The organism is Helicobacter pylori, assembly GCF_030062585.1.
Taxonomy (GTDB): Bacteria; Campylobacterota; Campylobacteria; order Campylobacterales; family Helicobacteraceae; genus Helicobacter; species Helicobacter pylori_CN.
In genome coordinates, this window is record NZ_CP071935.1 from 1,584,393 (window position 1) to 1,599,394 (window position 15,002).

General features: G+C 40.5%; 10 protein-coding genes and 3 pseudogenes. 6 read left to right on the plus strand and 7 right to left on the minus strand.

Annotation, left to right across the window (positions count from 1 at the left end):
- Window positions 1-14 precede the first annotated feature (14 nt).
- From alpA to fliK, 7 genes and pseudogenes are all read right to left on the minus strand, one after another.
- Window positions 15-674 (minus strand): annotated as a pseudogene (gene alpA / locus J5F42_RS07985) (Hop family adhesin AlpA); the annotation flags it as partial.
- A gap of 1,435 nt (window positions 675-2,109) precedes the next feature.
- Window positions 2,110-4,140: an ATP-dependent helicase gene (locus J5F42_RS07590; protein WP_283491331.1), complete on the minus strand. Its 2,031-nt coding sequence runs from the start codon at window positions 4,138-4,140 to the stop codon at window positions 2,110-2,112.
- An 8-nt stretch (window positions 4,141-4,148) separates the two neighbouring features.
- On the minus strand, window positions 4,149-5,294 hold the full coding sequence (locus J5F42_RS07595; protein ID WP_283491332.1) for an Eco57I restriction-modification methylase domain-containing protein: 1,146 nt from the start codon (window positions 5,292-5,294) through the stop codon (window positions 4,149-4,151).
- Entirely contained in the window at window positions 5,275-5,892 is a 618-nt protein-coding gene (locus J5F42_RS07600; protein WP_097699337.1) for a restriction endonuclease, read from the minus strand. The genes J5F42_RS07595 and J5F42_RS07600 overlap by 20 nt, the downstream gene beginning before the upstream one ends.
- A 51-nt stretch (window positions 5,893-5,943) precedes the next feature.
- On the minus strand, window positions 5,944-7,761 hold the full coding sequence (locus tag J5F42_RS07605) for a flagellar hook protein FlgE (protein WP_097699338.1): 1,818 nt from the start codon (window positions 7,759-7,761) through the stop codon (window positions 5,944-5,946).
- Window positions 7,758-8,783, minus strand: coding sequence for a flagellar hook assembly protein FlgD (flgD, locus tag J5F42_RS07610; protein WP_283491333.1), 1,026 nt, complete (start codon window positions 8,781-8,783; stop codon window positions 7,758-7,760). Before flgD ends, J5F42_RS07605 begins: the two co-directional genes overlap by 4 nt.
- Before the next feature lie 50 nt (window positions 8,784-8,833).
- Window positions 8,834-10,381 (minus strand): flagellar hook-length control protein FliK, encoded by a 1,548-nt coding sequence (fliK, locus tag J5F42_RS07615; protein ID WP_078252678.1) that lies wholly within the window; start codon window positions 10,379-10,381, stop codon window positions 8,834-8,836.
- Window positions 10,382-10,630: 249 nt separating this feature from the next.
- On the opposite strand from fliK, the pseudogene pta reads away from it, so the two are divergent.
- From pta to J5F42_RS07645, 6 genes and pseudogenes are all read left to right on the plus strand, one after another.
- A pseudogene (gene pta / locus J5F42_RS07620) lies at window positions 10,631-12,184 on the plus strand (phosphate acetyltransferase).
- Between the two features lie 12 nt (window positions 12,185-12,196).
- Window positions 12,197-13,397 (plus strand): annotated as a pseudogene (locus tag J5F42_RS07625) (acetate kinase).
- Window positions 13,398-13,494: 97 nt separating this feature from the next.
- A complete protein-coding gene (locus J5F42_RS07630) occupies window positions 13,495-13,794 on the plus strand; it encodes a cupin domain-containing protein (RefSeq protein WP_283491334.1) in 300 nt (99 codons plus the stop codon).
- Window positions 13,795-13,804: 10 nt separating this feature from the next.
- Window positions 13,805-13,930 carry a hypothetical protein gene (locus tag J5F42_RS07635; RefSeq protein ID WP_078240950.1) on the plus strand — a complete coding sequence of 42 codons (126 nt, stop codon included), beginning with the start codon at window positions 13,805-13,807 and terminating at the stop codon, window positions 13,928-13,930.
- Between the two features lie 108 nt (window positions 13,931-14,038).
- A complete protein-coding gene (gene hypB, locus J5F42_RS07640; protein WP_000003589.1) occupies window positions 14,039-14,767 on the plus strand; it encodes a hydrogenase nickel incorporation protein HypB in 729 nt (242 codons plus the stop codon).
- Entirely contained in the window at window positions 14,767-15,000 is a 234-nt protein-coding gene (locus tag J5F42_RS07645; protein ID WP_000335445.1) for a HypC/HybG/HupF family hydrogenase formation chaperone, read from the plus strand. Before hypB ends, J5F42_RS07645 begins: the two co-directional genes overlap by 1 nt.
- The last annotated feature ends 2 nt before the right edge of the window (window positions 15,001-15,002 follow it).

Consider the following 15,002-nt stretch of genomic DNA (forward strand, 5'->3'; position numbering starts at 1 on the left):
TCTTCCCCCCTTTCTTAGAATGAATACCCATAAGACCAATAAACGCTATAAGGACGGAAATACTTCACGGTAGTCCCTGCTGATTTGTAATAAGTGTTATAAATCGTAGGCACCACTACGCCAAATTCCACCGTGTGCTGGTTGTGGCGGTTGGATTTCCCGTCTAACTTACCGAAGTTCATGCGCATACCAAAGTCAAAGAGGAACTGGAAGTGCGTGTTATTGATTTTGCCATGCAATTTCACATTGGGGTCATCTCTGAGCGTGGATTGGACGGTCTCACCGGCTAATTGGATACCGCTAAAAAAGCCCATATCCACAGAGCGGTTTTGATAGGAGCGGCTAAAGATGTTATACAACACATCAGTCCCCACCCCATAAGTGTATAACCCTACATTGTTTTGAGTGGATCTAAAGCCCACGCTCGCTCCGTTATAAGAAAAGAAACCATAATAGCGCAAACCGATATTCCTTTTCTTCCCAAAGAATTGCTTATAGCCTATTTTGGTGTAAAACCCGTTTAAAATATTCGTCGCACGGCTGTTCCCGGCTCTGAATTGGGGCAAGTAAGGCATGCTCCTAACTTGATTATTGAGCGCATTGATTTTATCCAAAGTTACTTGCGCGTTATAAAGAGCGTTAGGGAGCTGACTGGCGCGCCCTTGCACAGCGTTAGCTTGGTTGCTATTTATCCCAGCGCTATTAACCGCGCTTCCGCTAATGGTGTTTTTAGTGAGCTCGTTATAAACCGCTTGAGATTGATCAATAATGCCTTGCACCAAACCTGTAAAAACGGCTGAATTGAATTCCTTATTCCCAATGTTGGCGGCTACGGCAGAGTTGAAAGCTTCTAGGAGCAATTCATCTTGCTTGAGCAAGTTAGCTGCGTTATTGAGAATATTTTGTTGGCCTTGAAGGTATTGAATAGCGTTTTGAGAGTAAGTTTGACCATTTTGACCAGTCGCACCACTAGCTCCACTAGTTCCATTTTTCTCTAAAGCCTTATTCATCGCATTAAAAAACACATTCGCCGCATTCAAGTAGGTGAGCTGTTGTTGCATGTTGGGGAAATTGGTGTTCGTGCCGTAGTTAGTCTGGCTACCGATCGTGCTTAAAATCCTGTCAGTCAAGCTAGGGAGCCAGTAATAGCCCGCAGCGGTGCAAGCGCTTTGAGTGTTAAGAGAGCTACTACCAGCCGTCCCTGCAGCCGCACAAGTCCCACTGCCTACCGCACCCCCTAAAAGGGCGTTCGCAGACACATCGTTACCATTGAGTTTCTCTGGATACGCCCCTAAAAGCGAATAAAGGTATTGGGAGAAAGCGTTACTCAACGCCCCTGCGACATTGCCTCCGGTGTTGTTGTTTAAAATGTTGTTCGTTGTATCAGCGTTAAGCTCTCTTGCGAGTTCGTCTCTTTTAGTGCCACCTGGATTCTGGACATCTTGCATGACTTGCCCGAGCTGATAACCGACGGTGAAAAACCCTCCATCATCTTCGGCATAACTTATGCTAGCGCAAAGGGCTAGACTAAGAAACAGCGTTCTATTTTTCTTTATCATGATTTTCCTTATCAATGGGATGCTCCTTGATTGAGATTAAATTGGGATTCAGTTACATCAGAGCTTGTAAATTTGTAAATAATGTTTAGTAATACAAATTGTCAAATGTAATTGTGATATTTTCACATAATGAAAATTAAACTAACCTTAAAACCCCTTTTAAAACCCCTTATCAAGGAAATAAAGTTACAACAACCAGAGCGCTTTTTACAAAAAAAAAAAAAACGGGATTTCATAGGGGATTAGCCTTAAATTTTGGGGTTTTTAAAAACGCTTTTTGGCATTTTTAGGTTTTTTAATGTAAAATCACGCCAACGCAAATAGTCATTTCAAGTTATCTCTTTTGTTGTGAAAATTTGGAGCATGTTAGGGTTTGGGGTAATAGCGGGTGGTTACCCCGAAAGGAGATAACCAACTATGAAATTACTATTAGCAATCATAGTTTTAATGGTTGCCACAACGCCATTATACTAAAATTTTGGCTCTAGCGCAAGCTAGAGCTAAAATCTATGGTTGCTAGCGTTTTAAACAAACAATACAAAAAGTAATTTTATTTTAAATCGGGTTTTAAAAGCCCCGCTTCATACAAAAACACCGAGGGCTTATGCTCTTTAGGTTTGGCGTTTTCTCTCAATTCGTTTTTCGCATAAGAAAGCCATAAATTTTCCTTAGCCCTAGTGATAGCGACATAAAAAAGCCGCCGCTCTTCTTCAATACCTCCACCGGTATTCATGAGCTTATGGTTAGGGAAACGGCCCTCCATTAGATCTATAATATAAACGTCTTTAAACTCTAAGCCTTTAGAAGCATGCACGCTCAATAGATTCACGCCCTCGCCTTGCGTGGCTTCACTTGAGCCTATTAAAGTGCCGTTTAAAAAACGCCCTAAATTTTGGTAATTTTTTGCTAAAGAACTCAGCAAGTCCATTTTTTCATTGAAGCGTTTTTGCGCTTGGAGTTTTTTAAATTCGTTATAAGAGCCGTCCTTATTTTTGGATCGCTCTTTTAAAAGGCGTGTTTTAAAGGTTTGAAAAAACGCGCTTCCTAGAATGTGTTTGATCAAAGCGCTAGGGGAATGAATAGGGGCTTTGGTATAAAGAATGAAAAAATCGCTCAGCATCTTAGCCCCATTGAGTGAGATTTTAGGGTGCATCAACACCGGGTGCGAATGAAACGCCTTATTTATCACGCCGTTAAACCTTGAGCTGTTTTCTAGGGCAAAAATTTCTTCAAAAAGCCCCATGGAGGTGATTTCTTTTTTCTTCGTGTAAATTTTGGCTTCTTTGCTTGGGTGGGTTAGGGCTAGTTTGAGATCGCCATTGCCTAAAAGCATTAAGGCTTCATGAATGTCTTTAGCGGTGTTAGAGCCAATATCGCTGATATAGCTTAAAATGTGAATCGCTGCCATAATGTCTTTAGGGTTAAATAGTAGCGCGCAAATATCTAACGCTAACGCCACTTCTTTGGATTCAAAAAAGCTCGTGCTCCCTTTTCTCTTGCTTGGCACGTTGTGGGATCTTAAAGCGGCTTCTAATTGATCCGCGCTGGCGTTATTCCTAAAAATCACCGCCACTTCTTTAAAACCTTTTCGCATGACAATGCGTTTAGCGATGTCTTGGCATTGCGCGATGTTGTCGTTGTAATTTAAAAGCGTGGGTTTATTGAATTTCCCTGATTTCACCACTTCTAAATTTTTAGGGTAAATGCGTTGGTTATGCTGTATCACTTGATTGGCGAGATCCAAAATCTCTTTAGAAGAGCGGTAGTTTTTAGTGAGTGTGAAAACCTGGGCGTTTTTGTATTTTTGAGTGAAATTAGAAATGATAGAAATATCCGCCCCATTAAAAGCGTAAATGCTCTGATCGTAATCGCCCACGCAAAACAAACTAGGGGGGTTGATAGCGTCTAAAATGGATTCTTGTAAGGGGTTAGTGTCTTGAAATTCATCGCAAAGCACTTCTTTATAAGGGCTGGGTCTTTCTAGCATCGCCTTTTTAAATAACAGCAGTAAGTCGTTATAGTCAATATAATCATGCTTTTTTTTAGTGTTTTCAAACTCTTCTAAAATGTTTTCATAAAAGGCGGCGTATGGTGCGTGTTCAGGGCTTTTACTAGAAAGCCAAGCGCTAAAATCTTCTTGTTTTAGAGCGTTAGTGTAAAGCGAATAGAGGGCGTATAAATGCTGCGAAGTGTAGGGCTTTTTATCGTCATCTGTTAGTGCGTTTTTGGTGTCCACAATGCTTTCTAAAAGTTTTCTCAATTCCTTAGGTTGCTTCAGGCTTAAATTGGGGTAATGCTCTTTTAGATAGCGATACGCCACCGCATGGAAAGTGCCCGCTTCAATTTTGGAGCTTAATTTGGAGTATTTAGCCACCCTAGCGATCATTTCGTTACTCGCTTTATTGGTGAAAGTCAAAAGCAAGATTTCTTCAGGCTTGATGCCGTTATCAAGCAGGTATAAAATGCGCCCCACAATCGTAGAAGTCTTCCCTGTGCCAGCGCTCGCAATGATTAAATTATACCCTTGTAAAGCCGAAGCCGCTTTCAGTTGCTCAGGGTTTAACTGTAAGGTTTCTAGCAAGTTTTATCCTAGTTTAAAAAGTCTTTAGGCAAAAGGGCGTTTTCTAAAGAGCGCTGCGAAAACAAAAAACGCCCACCGCACACAAAGCCCAATTCTTGCCAGTTGATAGCGTTGAGTTTGTCGCAGAGGTTTTGTAAATCTAAGTTTTGGTTATAAGGGAATAGCGCTAGAATAGAGCCGTCATAATTAGGGCATTGGTGGATGAAAAAAGGGTTTTTTTGGCGCGTTTTGGCGTTGACATAAATGCGTTTTTTAGGGGATATGTGATGCATCCTCCCCCATTCAAACCAGTTGGCTTCATTGAATTTTTTAATCTTTCTTTGCATCAAGCTGTCTTTATGCTGGAGTAAATAATCATTAGGTTCATTGACAAAAACCATTTTTTCTAAAACATTGGTTCTTTTGGTGATTGAGGTGACAAATTCTAAATTCCCGTATGTTTCGTTTTTAAAAATTCTATCGCACCCGCTCACTGCCCCCACCTTAACCTTAAAAACCTCGCTTAATTTTTGCGTGTAAGATTGGTTGAGGAAATACAAAATGCCTTTTTTGCACATAAATTGCAAACCATCGTTGGTGATTCTACTGAAATCACCCTTACAAAAACGAAAAATCACGCAATTAGGCATGGCGTTTGGGAAAACCTTTTGATCGCCTAATTCAAAAAAATGCGTTATCGTGCCTTCTTTGTAAATCCATTCGTTTAATTTCACGCTAGAAGTGGATTTTAAAAAATCCCTTGGGGTGATGAAAATCAATTCGCCTTGAGGCTTTAAATGCTTGATTGCTTTTTCTATGAAAAACAAGTAGAGATTGCTCCTTTCATCAAAAAGGCTGTAATGGAGTTTTTCTTTGGTGCTTGGCGCAATATCCTTGTGCTTGACATAAGGCGGGTTACCAATAATGGTGTCAAATTGATTTTCTAAAGGGTAGTCAAAAAAGTCCATGCAAAGGGCATTTTTAGGGCAGATTTTAGGATCGATTTCAATCCCTACAGCCTTTTTTAAACGCTTTAAAAAACTCCCATCGCCCGCACTTGGCTCTAAAACACTCCCATGATTGTGTTTTAGAGTGAGCATGAAATCCACTATCTTTTTAGGGGTGAAAACCTGCCCTAAAGTTTTAATGTCTAAATTATTCAAAAAACTCTCCAAAAACTTCTTTGAATGTTAAATAAATATTAGATCGTAACTTAACGCTTTCAGCTAGAGCGCTTAAGATGAAGTTTTTACTTTCAATAAAGCTTCTTTGAACGATTTCTCTGTTGTTATCCCACTTGCATTGAAAGGGCAAGTTATTGGGCTGAAGAGTTTGAATGCCTTTTAAGGAATTGATAAAAATGTCTTTAGGATCGTTTTTGTTGATAATCAAAAAATAATAATCCCTATTGGTGTTTGTGCCTAAGTCTTTATGAAGTTTTTGAAAGTATTTTTCCCATGCAATTTCGTTATTGAACTCCGGCAATAAGCCACACAACGCATAATAAATCCCTAATTTACCATTAAGATTGTCAGCGGTTTTTGTGGTGGTGGTTTTAATATTGACAGGATAAAAAATATCGTTTTCTTCAAAACTAAAATCCCACCACTCTCTGGCTTTTGGCAGTTGGATAGGAAAAAAATGTTTGATGGTGTTTAAAATTTCTTCTTCATTGATCGATGAATTTAAGCGCCCATCTTGTAAGGGTTGAGACAAATTATAAGGGTTTGTTTTTAAAAATTCTGCAATTTCATTAAGCTGTGTGGGTATCATTAAATATCCTTATTAAAAAGGATATTTTACCACACTCCTTATTTTAGCCCCTTATTTTTTCAAGCTAATGGCTTCTTTAATCATGTCATCGCCCGCACCAAAGGCTCTAGCGTTCATAGAATAGCCTCTTTGCATTAAAATGAGATTGGTTAGGGCGTTCCCGGCATTCACGTTGCTCGTTTCTAAATATTTATGCCTGATTTTCCCAAACTTGAGCTTGCCCTCTTCGTCCCACCCTAAAATGGGGTTACCGCTTAGGGGTCTGTTTTCGCCATTAATGGTGCCTTCTTGCATTTCATAGAGGTTACCGCCGATTTTCCTTAGGCCTTGATCGTTAGTGAAAGCTAAAATACCGATGCGAGCGACTGGCTCTACCACCCCGTTACTAAAGGCCAGAGAAATCACGCCATTTTCTTCAATGCGCATGTCTCTAAAAATGCCCCTAGGCTTGCCGTCTTGACTCGCTTCTAAGAGTTTAGAGTCTTGATAAGACAAATCGCTAGAATCATGGTTTTCGCTTTTATCTAAAGAGTAGGTGAGCTTATTGCCTTTAAAATCCAAAGTCATGGGAGCGGATTTCATCTTGTGTGTGGCTGAATCAAAGCCGACAATTTCCCAAGTAGGATCATTGATAGGGGTTTTGTTTTTGGGATCTGCGATGTAGCTTTTCACTTCCCAAGTTTGGTTTTTCCTTTTACTCGTGGGGCTTGATGTGGGATCGTTGGAATTGGTCATGTAATATTCGCTTTGGAGCAAGTATTTATCTCCGGCTTTATCATAAATATCCACTTCTGTGCTGTAATAAGGGATTTTAATCGCTACTGAATCCCTGCTAATGCCCTTTTTCAGTTCCATTCCGTTCGCGTTCAAGCCCAATTTATCCGCAATGCCCCCACTCAAGCTGAATGTGATAGGCGTTTGGCTAGGATTAGCGATCTCTAATAAAAGGGGGGGGCTTTTGGCGTCTTTTTCGCTTTTGATGAGGTTTAGGTCTAGCCCGGTTTTTTCTTTAAGGAGTTTTTGCAAATCGCCTAAAGTTTTGAATTGGTTTTCGCCTTTTTCAGCGTCCCCATAAGTGAAAACAAAATCCTCTTTTTTGCCATTTTCTTTTTGGATACTCACATTCAATTTGCGATTGGTGATCGCGTCTATGGGCTCGTTATCGTCATTCGCCAAAGCGTTAATATCCTGGTTTAAAAAACGCTCTTTAATGATTTCGCCCTTGTCGTTTAAGAAAAAATCTTGCACGCCCTTTAAATGGTCTTTAGGGTTTAGATTCACGCTAATATTCACTTTCGTGCTAAGCACTGGTTGGTAAGTCAAATCCTGGGGGATTTGTAAGGGCGAAAGGGTGTTGCCATGCAATTTTTCAATGTCTTCATCTCTAGCGGTGGAATTGAGCGTGCCGTCTTTGATCTTTTTCAAATCAATACCATAAACATAATAGCCCTCAGGGGTTACTAAATAGCCATCAGCGTCTCGTGCGAAATTGCCGGCGCGCGTGAGAAAATTATCCTGTTTTTTGCTAAAGCCGTCTTTATTGATGGTCATTTCCCCATTTTTGTTGGGCCCTATCACAAACCAACCCTTGCCTTGATACGCCATGTGGAATTCCCCCTCGCTTGGCATGTATTCCCCGTCTTTATTAGAAAGGACATTGCCTGATCCTGTAACGCCGTAATTTCTATCATTAGCCACAACGGATTTGGCGTTCAAAGCGTCTAAATGCGAAGAAAACAGGGTCTTAAACTCCGGATCATTGGAGCGATAGCCTAAAGTATTGACATTGGCGATGTTGTTTGAAAGGCTGTCAATACCAAACTGGTGGGTCTTAATCCCGCTATAAGCGTTTAATAAGGTGTCGTTCATGTTGTCTCTTTAGGGGGGGTTTGGGGTTTTTGTTCAAGGGGTTTTTGTTCAGAGATTTTCTGTTCAATGGGTTTTTGCTCAAGGGGTTTTTGCTCAGAGATTTTCTGTTCAATGGGTTTTTGCTCAAGGGGTTTTTGCTCAAGGGGTTTTTGATCGGAGAGTTTTTGATCAATCGGTTTTTGATCGGAGAGTTTTTGATCAAGCGGTTTTTGATCCGGTTTGTAAAACTCTATCGCGCTGTCTATGGGTAAAACCATTTCGCCCATTCTTAACATGGGCTTGCCTTTATCAAAAATCACGCTTTCCACTTCGCCCCTACCAATGCGCGTTTGCAAATACTGCTTGCTTTGAGAGTCTAAATTGTATTCAGCCTTGATCTTATAATTGCCTTTAGGGACTTTTTCGCCCTTTTCGTTTGTGCCGTCCCATTCAAAATTGATATACCCCTTTTGCCCGTTATAATCTTTTAAAGGAATCGTTTTGACTAATTCATTGTTTTCATTCAGGATTTGAATCGCTGGCACTCCTTTAGAAGCGTCAATTTTTTCATCAAAAAAGAGCGAAAAAGAAAGCTTGTTGTTGCCATCAAAATTCGCCCCGCTCACATCGGTTTCAGCGATTTTGCCTATCATGCTCACCGAATTAAGGGCACTTACTTCCCTTAAAGCGTTATTCGCTTTCAAGCTATCGTCCATGCCCTTGTTAAGGTTTTCCATGGTGTCTTTTAAAGCGCCTTGAAAGTCTTTTAAAGATTCGTTAGTTTCTTTATTGGATTTCATGGCACTGGCGACTTCTTGCATGGTTTTTTTGTTTTCTTCTTGCATTTCCACTTGCGTGAGCTGCGCGGTTTGGGTGATGATTTTATCCGTTTCCATAGGAGCGGTGGGGTCTTGATTTTTCAATTGCTCTAAAAAGAGTTTCATGAAAGCGTTTTTATCCAACCCGTTAGCGATGGTGGGTTGCTCTTTTTTCCTTTCTTGCGCGGCTTTAGCTCCTGTAACTTCTGCTAAATCAATGGCCATGGTCTCTTCCTTGTTAAAGATGTCTTATTATAGGGCAAACTTGCTTAAAATCACGCATAAAGAGTGATTTGCATGCTCGTTTCTTTGTTTTCATGGTCTGTATTCTCTTGGTAGCTTTTTAGGGCGTTTTCTTTTAAGGGGGTTGATTCCTGCTCTTTGAATAGCTCTCTTAGTTGCTCTTTGGGTTGCTCTTTAGAAGAATCTTGCGAAAAGCTCAAATCCACCCCTTCAAAGCCTAAAGCGTTCAGGCTGTTTTTGAGATCTTGTTGGTTGTCCAAAAAGGTTTGTAGGCTGTTGTTGTGAGAAATCACGCTCACTTTAAGGTTTTTACCCACTTTTTGAATAATCACTTCAACCTTGCCCAATTCCTTAGGGAATAAATCCATAGAGATCCTACTCATAGGGGGTTTGTATTCTTGGATTTCTTGCTTCAATTGTTGGGTGAAATGCTTGATCGTCTCTTTAGGGGTAACGCTTTTATTCTCGCTTGCCTTATCGCTAGCTTGGGTGTTTTGCGCGCTTTGAGCGCTGTTAGTGGATTCTTTAGTTTTTTCTTTATTGTCGCTTACTTCTTTAGTTTTTTCTTCTTTTTCTAGGGGCGTTGGAATATTATCGTTAGGGGGGTTAGCTCCTATTAAAGGCATTAAAGGGGGCGTTTTAAGAGGGATTTTAGGGGCATTTTCTGGTGCTATGCTTGGGGCTGTAGTTTGAGTTTTAGCGTGAATGGGGGTTTTTTCTGACTTTTTTTTAGAAAGCGTTTTATCCCTTTTAATGGCGTTCATTTCTAAAGCTTCCTTTAAAGGGGGCGTTTTTTTTTCGTTATTTTGGGGGTTTGCGTGTTCTTTATTGTGCGGTTCTTTTTTTTCTAAAGATTGCAAAACGCTAGAAAGGTTGGCGGTGTTTTTAGCGTCGTTCTTTGCAAGGGTGTGGTTAGTGGGCGCTTGCGTTGTTTTCAAAGCAAGCTGATCGCTTGCATTTAAGGGGTTTTTATTTTCTGGAGTTGTGGTCGCTTGAATATTGCTGGCGTTCAAGTCATGTTTTTGGCTGAGCGTTTGGATGTCTTTAAGGGTTTTTGGATCTTTAGCGTTATGGGTAGGGGTGGTGGGGGTTTTATTAGCGTTGTTAGCGTGGTTAGGGGTTATAGGGTTTTTATTAGGCAAGTTTGTTTGATGAGCGTTAGAAGTAACTCCATTAGGCTTTTTTTCATTCTTGTTTAAAGTTTCGTTAGGGTTTTTGGGGTTAGCTTCATTGGTCTCATGGGTTTCATGTTGAGCCTTATGTGGGGCTGTTGTTTTTTGGTGGTTGAGCCAATCTTTTAGGGTAGGGGCTTGTTGGTCTTTAATGGGATTTTGAGCGTGTTGGTGGGGTAGGGTAGGGGTTTTTTCAAGCTTTTTAGCGTCCTCTTTAGCGTCTTTGGGCGTGGCTTTTAAAGTGTTAGGATTTTCTTTAGGGGCGGTTTTGTCTTTAGAGATCTTTTGGTTCAAGATCTTACTGAAATCCTTTGATGCGCTTTTAGGGGCGTTTTTGGCGTCTTCGTTTTTCGCTCCGCTATTTAAAGCGTTTGCGTTGGTGTGAATGGGATTAACAGGAGATGGCATGACTATCCTTTAAAACAACTCTTTTATTTTACATGGTGGGAGTCAAGCAAAAAGAGTTCCTTAATATGCGTGATCAAATCTAAAAAATGCTAAAGGTGTTTTTTAAAACGAAAAACCCCATTTTTTAAAAATAAAAGTTGTCGTTATTCGTGCTTAATGAGAACAGAGGTTTTTAAAACTATGGTTTCGCTTAGGTTTAAGTGAATTTTGCTACAATTAAATAAAAACGATGATTTTAGGGAGATTGGCATGCAAAGTTTATGGATTTATCCAGAAGAATACGGAAGTTTTAGGGGTTGCTTGTAAGAGCCTTTTAAAAGCGCTAAAGCCACGCTATCAAAAAATCGCCTTGTTTTCGCCCATTGATGGGGGGCGTGAGGGTTTTTGGGAGTGCTATGGCTTGAACTCTTTAGAGTTTCATAGCGCCATAGACAGACAAAAGGCTTTAGAGCTTGTGAGCGTTGCTCAAGAAGAGTTACTATTTGAAACGATTCTCAAGCGCTATGATGAATTACAAACCACGCATGATTTTGTGGTTTGCTTGGGGTATGTGCCGAAGTTTTTCTTAAACGCTCTTTTAGATTTAAACACCATTTTAGCCAAGCATTTAAACGCTCCTGTGGTGGCTGTCGCGCAAACGAGTTTGGAATATTTGAAAGCCATGCATTCTCATATTCTCAAGAAAGAAGCCCCTTTCGCTGTAGGGCTATTTGTGGGCGAAACGCTTGAAAAACCACATTTTTTGAGTGCACCTCTTTGCAAGCAACAATGCGAATTAGAAGCGAGCGTGATTGAAAGCGTGTTGCAAACAAAAAGCGAGATTATTACCCCTTTAGCCTTTCAAAGGGGCTTGGAAAAAAAGGCTAAAAAGCAGATTAAAAAAGTCGTTTTACCCGAGAGCGAAGATGAAAGGATTTTAAAAGCCGCGCATCGTTTGAATTTAATGGGCGCGGTGGGATTGATTTTATTAGGCGATAAAGAGGTTATTAACTCCCAAGCGAAAAATTTGAACTTGAATTTAGAAAATGTAGAAATCATTGATCCCAACACTTCTCATTATAGAGAAGAATTCGCTAAAAGCTTGTATGAATTGCGAAAATCAAAGGGCTTGAATCAGCAAGAAGCTGAGCAATTAGCGTTGGATAAAACTTATTTTGCGACCATGCTCGTGCATTTAGGCTATGCGCATGCGATGGTTTCTGGGGTGAATCACAGCTGACACCATTAGACACGCTTTACAAATCATTAAGACTAAGCCCGGCGTGAGCCTGGTTTCAAGCGTGTTTTTCATGTGTTTGGACACTCAAGTGTTCGTCTTTGGGGATTGCGCGATTATCCCTAACCCTAGCCCTAAAGAATTAGCTGAGATCGCTATCACTTCCGCGCAGAGCGCTAAGCAATTCAATATCGCGCCTAAAGTGGCCCTGCTTTCTTATGCGACAGGCGATTCCGCTCAAGGCGGAATGATAGACAAAATCAAAGAAGCCCTAACAATCGCGCAAAAGTTAGATCCGCAGTTAGAAATTGATGGCCCTTTGCAATTTGACGCTTCCATAGATAAAGGCGTAGCGAAGAAAAAAATGCCTAACAGCCAAGTGGCCGGGCAAGCTAGCGTTTTTATTTTCCCGGATTTAAACGCCGGAAACATCGCTTATAAAGCGGTGCAACGGAGCGCTAAAGCCGTGGCGATAGGGCCTATCTTACAAGGCTTGAACAAGCCCATTAACGATTTGAGTAGGGGGCGCTTTAGTGGAAGATATTGTTAACACCGTTTTGATTAGCGCCCTTCAAGCGCAAGATTGATTAGGAGAGATTATGGAAATTTTAGTTTTGAATCTGGGCAGTTCGTCTATTAAGTTTAAGTTGTTTGACATGAAAGAGAACAAGCCCTTAGCGAGCGGTTTGGCTGAAAAAATCGGCGAAGAAATAGGGCAGTTGAAAATCAAATCGCATTTGCACCATAACGATCAAGAATTAAAAGAAAAGCTTGTGATTAAAGATCATGCGAGCGGGCTTTTAATGATTCGTGAGAATTTAACGAAAATGGGGATCATCAAAGATTTCAATCAAATTGACGCTATAGGGCATCGTGTGGTTCAAGGGGGGGATAAATTCCATGCCCCAGTCTTAGTCAATGAAAAAGTCATGCAAGAAATTGGCAAGCTTTCTATTTTAGCCCCCTTACACAACCCAGCGAATTTAGCCGGTATTGAGTTCGTTCAAAAAGCGCACCCCCATATCCCTCAAATCGCTGTTTTTGACACCGCATTCCATGCCACTATGCCTAATTACGCTTACATGCATGCGTTGCCTTATGAATTGTATGAAAAGTATCAAATCCGCCGTTATGGTTTCCATGGGACTTCACACCATTATGTGGCTAAAGAAGCGGCGAAATTTTTGAATATCCCTTATGAGGAATTTAACGCTATCAGTTTGCATTTAGGGAACGGCTCAAGTGCAGCCGCCATTCAAAATGGCAAGAGCGTGGACACTTCTATGGGGCTAACCCCACTAGAAGGCTTGATTATGGGCACAAGGTGTGGGGATATTGACCCCACTGTGGTGGAATATACTGCACAATGCGCAAATAAAAGCTTAGAAGAAGTGATGAAGATTTTAAATCATGAAAGCGGTTTGAAAGGCATTTGTGGGGATAATGAGAAACATAGAAGCCAGAAAGGAAAAAGGCGATAAACAAGCCAAGCTCGCTTTTGAAATGTGCGCTTATCGCATTAAAAAGTATATTGGGGCTTACATGGTAGTCTTAAAAAAAGTAGATGCGATCATTTTTACAGGGGGATTAGGGGAAAACTACTCGGCTTTAAGAGAGAGCGTGTGTGAAGGCTTAGAAAATTTAGGGATCGCTTTATGTAAGCCCACCAACGACAATCCGGGTAACGGATTAGTGGATTTAAGCCAGCCTAACACCAAAATCCAGGTTTTACGAATCCCTACTGATGAAGAGCTAGAAATCGCTTTACAAACCAAAAAGGTTTTGGAAAAAACAGAATAAAGAATTGTTTAAGAAATCTATAAGAAATTTTTGGGTAAAAAATTAGCTTTCTTAAATTAAGTTCTAAATTAAGAAAATATCACACTAGGAGTTTTTGATGGAAGTGGTTAATTTTTTAGAGGGCGTTTGTTTTGAAAAGCTCCACATTGAAGCGTTGAGTGAAAATTCTTCCAATAAGGAAATGCGCATTTGCATACCCAAGGGAGCTGTCATGGACAAACACAAGGCCCCGGGAGCGATTAGCGTGCAGGTTTTAGAGGGCAAAATCGTTTTTGAAGTGGGAGATGAAAAAATAGAAATGCCTAAGGGAGCGTTAATCAGCCTAGAAGCCCAAGTTTTGCATCGTTTGGACGCTTTAGAAAATAGCGTTATCCGATTGTCTTTGAGTAAAAAATAAGGAAAATCAAATGATGAAAGCCGTTTTTATCAATGTTTGGTATTTGCTTTTAACCATCATTTTATTAATCATCATATGGAGGATCATTAAATTAGTGTTAAAAGATAAAAACGACAGCGACGATAAGGTAGGATAGGCGGATTTCTGATCTAAAAATCAGCCAAGAAGATAAAAGAAGTGGTTAAATCATAGCCGTTTAATTAAGCGCGCTACGATACGAAAAATTTAAAAGAAAGGAACAAGCATGAGCGAACAACGAAAAGAATCTTTACAAAATAACCCTAATTTGAGTAAAAAAGATGTCAAAATCGTGGAAAAGATTTTGAGCAAGAACGACATTAAAGCCGCTGAAATGAAAGAACGCTATCTCAAAGAAGGGCTGTATGTGTTAAATTTCATGAGCTCTCCCGGTAGCGGTAAAACCACGATGCTAGAAAATCTAGCGGATTTTAAAGACTTTAAATTTTGCGTGGTAGAGGGCGATTTGCAAACCAATAGAGATGCGGACAGATTGCGTAAAAAAGGCGTGAGCGCACACCAGATCACCACCGGCGAAGCGTGCCATTTGGAAGCGAGCATGATTGAGGGGGCGTTTGATTTATTAAAAGATGAGGGAGCGTTAGAAAAAAGCGATTTTTTAATCATTGAAAATGTGGGGAATCTGGTTTGCCCCTCAAGCTATAATCTAGGGGCGGCGATGAATATCGTTCTACTCTCTGTCCCAGAGGGCGATGATAAGGTGCTAAAATACCCTACGATGTTTATGTGCGCGGATGCGGTCATTATCAGTAAAGCGGATATGATTGAAGTGTTTAATTTCAGGGTTTCTCAAGTCAAAGAAGACATGCAAAAATTAAAGCCTGAAGCGCCTATTTTTTTAATGAGCTCCAAAGACCCTAAAAGTTTGGAAGATTTTAAAAACTTCCTTTTAGAAAAAAAGCGTGAAAATTACCAATCCACGCATTCGTTTTAATGTGTTTAGCGATCCCCTCTAAAGTCATAGCCATTAACGATAATGTGGCTATTTTGGAGACTTTGGGCGTTCAAAGAGAGGCGAGTTTGGATTTGATGGGCGAGTCCGTTAAAGTGGGCGATTATGTGTTGTTGCACATCGGCTATGTGATGAGTAAGATTGATGAAAAAGAAGCCCTAGAATCCATTGAGCTTTATCAAGAAATGATCGCCAAAATGAACGAAACGCAATAATA